The 2,109-nt window shown below is 76.6% G+C and carries 2 protein-coding genes and 1 pseudogene; all 3 read left to right on the top strand.

Annotation, left to right across the window (positions count from 1 at the left end; translation table 11 throughout):
* Nucleotides 1–718: lytic transglycosylase domain-containing protein (locus ACTHMS_RS16595; RefSeq protein ID WP_440307773.1), on the top strand; the 718-nt coding region annotated here is incomplete at its 5' end.
* A gap of 66 nt (nucleotides 719–784) precedes the next feature.
* The gene (locus ACTHMS_RS16590; RefSeq protein WP_440307772.1) at nucleotides 785–1,543 is read left to right on the top strand and encodes an N-acetylmuramoyl-L-alanine amidase; all 759 of its coding nucleotides are present in this window, start codon (nucleotides 785–787) and stop codon (nucleotides 1,541–1,543) included.
* Nucleotides 1,540–2,109: pseudogene (locus tag ACTHMS_RS16585) on the top strand (hypothetical protein); the annotation flags it as partial. The gene ACTHMS_RS16590 and the pseudogene ACTHMS_RS16585, both read left to right, overlap by 4 nt.

The following is a 2,109-nucleotide window of genomic DNA, read 5'->3' as shown; positions in this document are numbered from 1 at the left end:
CTCGCGCAGCCGCCACACCCACCACGGCGGGCGCGACGGCGACCCCGGCTACGCCCGCGCGGGCGGGCCGATGCAGTTCATCCCGTCGACCTGGAAGCTGTTCGGCGTCGACGCCGACCGCGACGGTGTCGCCGACCCGTTCGACATCTTCGACGCGGCTGCGACGGCCGCCCGCTACCTCTGCGCGGCCGGCGGTGACCTGTCGACCCTCGCCGGTCGCACCCGCGCGGTGCTCGCCTACAACCACTCGACCGACTACCTGCGTGCCGTGCTCGCCCTCGCCGACCGGTACGCCGGCAGGCCGGTGACGATCATCCCGCCGACCGCCGGCCCCGACCCCGCCGCCCGCTCGGCGGCGCCCGGACGCACGCCGCGCAGCCCGAGCAGCAGCAGTGGTCCGCGTCCGATCGCGCCGTCGCCCACGTCGTCGTCGGCGCCCCGCCCGTCGTCGCCGGGGCCGACCTCGACGCACCCGTCGCCGTCGTCGTCCGTGCCCCGCCCGTCGCCGTCGTCGAGCTGCGCGTCGTCGCCCTCGCCGTCGGGGTCGTCGAACGGTTCGCCGTCGAGCACTGCGCCGTCGGACCCGTCGTCGTCCGCACCGCCGTCGTCCTCGGCCTCGACCGCACCGTCCTTCTCGTCGCCGTCGGACCCGTCGGGCGATCCGTCGTCCCCGTCCTCCTCGACCTCCTCGTCGTCCGCACCGCCGCCGCCCTGCTAAGGCGACGCGCCCGCGGTGACGGCCGGGCTGGACGCGGCGCCCCGCCAGGCCGGATGATCACGTCCCATGCGCGTGTCCCGGGTCGTCGCCGTCGTCCTGCTCGTCGTGCTGGCGGCGTTCGGCCCGTTCGCCGCGCAGGGCACGGCGGCGTCGACCGCAGCACCGGCCGGGCCCCTGGTGGTGCTCGACCCGGGGCACAACGGCGGCAACGCGAGCCACCCGGGCGTCGTGAACCGTCTGGTCTATGCCGGCTACGGACGGTTCAAGCCCTGCAACACCACCGGTACGGCGACGAACGCGGGGTACCCCGAGCACGCCTTCACCTGGGATCTGGCCCGCCGCATCCGGACGATCCTGGTGGCGCACGGGGTGCGGGTGCTGCTCACCCGGGCGAGCGACACCGGTGTGGGGCCGTGCGTGAACCGGCGCGCGCAGCTCGAGAGCACCCGCGGCGCGGCCGCGGCGATCGCGCTGCACGCCGACGGCGCGCCGGCGGCCGGGCACGGCTTCCACGTCTGCGAGGACAGCCGCCGGCCCGAGGGCGCGACGGCCGCGACGCAGCGCCGGTCGGCACGGCTGAGCCGCCTGGTGCACGACGCGCTCGCGGCGCGCTCCGGGCTCGTGCCGTCGACCTACATCGGGCGCAACGGGTACTACCTCCGCGACGACCTCGCCGGGCTGAACCTCAGCACGAACCCGACCACCTTCCTCGAGTTCGGCAACATGCGCAACGCCCACGACGCGGCGCTGCTGTCTTCGCCGGCCGGACGTGCCCGCATCGCCCGCGCCGTCGCGTCGGGCATCCTCGCCTACCTCGGTCGATGAGCCGTGGGCGCGTCCGCCGCGCGCTGGTGTCGGCGGTGGTCGCGGTTGCCGCCGTCGGACTCGTCGAGCCGTTGGCCGCGCCCGTGCCGGCGGGCGCGGTGACGCCCGAGTCGGGCGCCCGCGCAGCAGTCGCCTACGCCGAGCACCGCGGCATGGTGGCCGGCGTGGCGGTGATCGACACCGTCACCGGCACGCTCGTCACGGCGGGGCGGTCACGGCGGGCGTTCGCGGCGGCGTCCGTTGCCAAGGTGCTCATCGCGACGCGGCTGCTGCTGGCCGGCCGCATGACCGGCGCGACCGCGCGGCAGGCCGGCCGGATGATCCGGCTGTCGGACAACGCCGCGGCGTACGCCCTGTATCCGCAGGCCGGTGGAGCGCGGCTCGTCCCATGGCTGGCGCGGCACTACGGCATCGCCGACCTCGGCGGGCCCGCGCTGCAGCCGGGCGTCTGGGGCCCGACCCAGCTCACCCCGGTCGGGGGAGGCCCCCACAACCCCGCCCCGCCGCACGACCCCAAGGGGGGGGCGGGGGGGGAGCACGCGCTTCCCCACATTGCCCCGCTTGTG

Origin of the sequence: Jatrophihabitans sp. (assembly GCF_051960575.1) — a bacterium.
In the GTDB taxonomy this organism is placed as follows: domain Bacteria; phylum Actinomycetota; class Actinomycetes; order Mycobacteriales; family Jatrophihabitantaceae; genus JBQCEE01.
This window is presented reverse-complemented; position numbering and strand designations above follow the sequence as displayed.

Coding starts and splice junctions, on each gene's coding strand:
- ACTHMS_RS16590 (WP_440307772.1), top strand. CDS start 785: ATGCGCGTGTCCCGGGTCGTCGCCGTCGTCCTGCTCGTCGTGCTGGCG.